Raw genomic sequence first — 1,656 nt, 5'->3', positions numbered from 1 at the left:
TTGAAGGAGATCGCTATGCGTTTGAATTGCACGGTCCAAATGGTTTTTATCGAAAATTTTCTGGACAAAAAGGAACAGCAGCACTAGAGGCTACCGTTTCTCCGGAACTGAAAGCGCTAACTCAGGCAGCGACAGGGAAACTGCAGTTGAGACTTAAGAACAAGGGTGACCAGCGGGTAACCGTAGTTGTCGAGAGCCTTAGCTATGGAAAATATGCCACAACGAAAGAAATAGCTCCCGCCGAAGAAGTTCCATTGATCCTGGATGTTGAAAGTCAAGGAAATTGGTATGATATTGCTGTACGAATCAAGGGAGACAGCAGTTTCGTCATTCAGCTCGCAGGGCGATTGGAAACAGGTGTTGAGTGTACAACTGATCCATTATTAGCATAATCTGTACTGTTTCAGCAGGGATGGCGGTCAATTCTTATTGAATGGGTTCCCTGCTGTTGCTATATATCTATCAATAGTATCCGCTTGACCTTATTTACACGCGAACAAATAAGGTCTCCGGATAGTTAGTTTCTATATAACGACGAAGATACAACTCCGTATCAGTACTTATGGTGCGGTCTTTATGAACGGGGAATGTATTGTAAACCAAGGTATGTAGATTGATCTTGCGCTTGGTGATCGCTTCCAGACTTAGTAAGGTATGGTTGATACTCCCTAATTTTCCAGAGGTGACAAAAATAAGCGGATACTGCATTTCTTGGATGTAATCGATAATCAGATAATCTTCTCTTAATGGAACCATCAACCCACCTGCACCCTCAATAAGAACAGCGTCGTAGCGTTGGCTTAATGTTAAGCTAGCCTGTCTGATCTTTTTAAAGTCAATTTCACGATTATCCAGGCGTGCTGCTAGATGAGGGGAGGCGGGGTAGGTGAAAATCTCCGGCATCGTAATTTTCTGATGATCTTCTGCTGTTAATGGGATTTCCATGAGTTGGCGATGGAGGACGATGTCTTCAGAAATAGTTGTATTTCCAGTTTGTACAAGCTTTTGGGTAATGGTGCGTATACCGCTTGTATTCCATTGTTTCGCGAGGAGGCCAGTAGCATAACTTTTTCCGATCCCGGTATCTATGCCGGAAACAAAATAGATATTTTCATTCATTGCTGTATTTCTTTTGTAGGTTGTTCGATTGTTTGTAATTCGAGTGCTCAGCTGTTATTTTTTTGCAATAATATAGATGGGATGGTAGGTTAGGGATACGCCCTCTTCTGTCCCATAGTGAGATGTATATTTATCACAGAAAGCCCGAAGTTTGCCTTTTGTCCACCGGTGATTTTTTATTCCCGTTACCCCCGTTTGTTTCAGGTGAACAAGAACTTGTAGTGGGCTTTCAAAGTGTAGTTTTAAATGTTCTTCTTGTGCAACGAGGATCTTATAATTCAACGCTAAAAGTTCTGCGATAAGTTCCGATTTAGATCGATATGTTAGTCCAACATGTGCCGTTGCATTGATCTCGTGCATATTGTCATGTCCAAAAGTACTGAAGGCAAGGATACCGGAATCCGGAAGGGATCCATAGCAGCTTTCAAAGAAAGCGCGAGGATTGTTGAACCACTGAATTGTAGAACAGGACGCGATTAGATTGATGTCTTTGGGAAAAGCATAAGTTTCTGCATCAGCACAGATGAACGTGTGCGA

The 1,656-nt window shown here is 42.4% G+C and carries 3 protein-coding genes; 1 reads left to right on the top strand and 2 read right to left on the bottom strand.

Annotation, left to right across the window (positions count from 1 at the left end; all coding sequences use genetic code 11):
- A partial coding sequence (locus B2X72_RS21035; RefSeq protein WP_286851362.1) for a phospholipase domain-containing protein occupies positions 1 to 392 on the top strand: 392 nt, incomplete at its 5' end.
- Positions 393 to 486: 94 nt separating this feature from the next.
- Here the strand turns inward: B2X72_RS21035 and bioD are convergent.
- Positions 487 to 1,119 carry a dethiobiotin synthase gene (gene bioD / locus B2X72_RS21030; RefSeq protein ID WP_153846823.1) on the bottom strand — a complete coding sequence of 211 codons (633 nt, stop codon included), beginning with the start codon at positions 1,117 to 1,119 and terminating at the stop codon, positions 487 to 489.
- A 54-nt stretch (positions 1,120 to 1,173) separates the two neighbouring features.
- Positions 1,174 to 1,656: hypothetical protein (locus B2X72_RS21025; protein ID WP_286851361.1), on the bottom strand; the 483-nt coding region annotated here is incomplete at its 5' end.

Source organism: Sphingobacterium sp. UBA7253 (genome assembly GCF_002472745.1).
In the GTDB taxonomy this organism is placed as follows: domain Bacteria; phylum Bacteroidota; class Bacteroidia; order Sphingobacteriales; family Sphingobacteriaceae; genus Sphingobacterium; species Sphingobacterium siyangense.
This window is presented reverse-complemented; position numbering and strand designations above follow the sequence as displayed.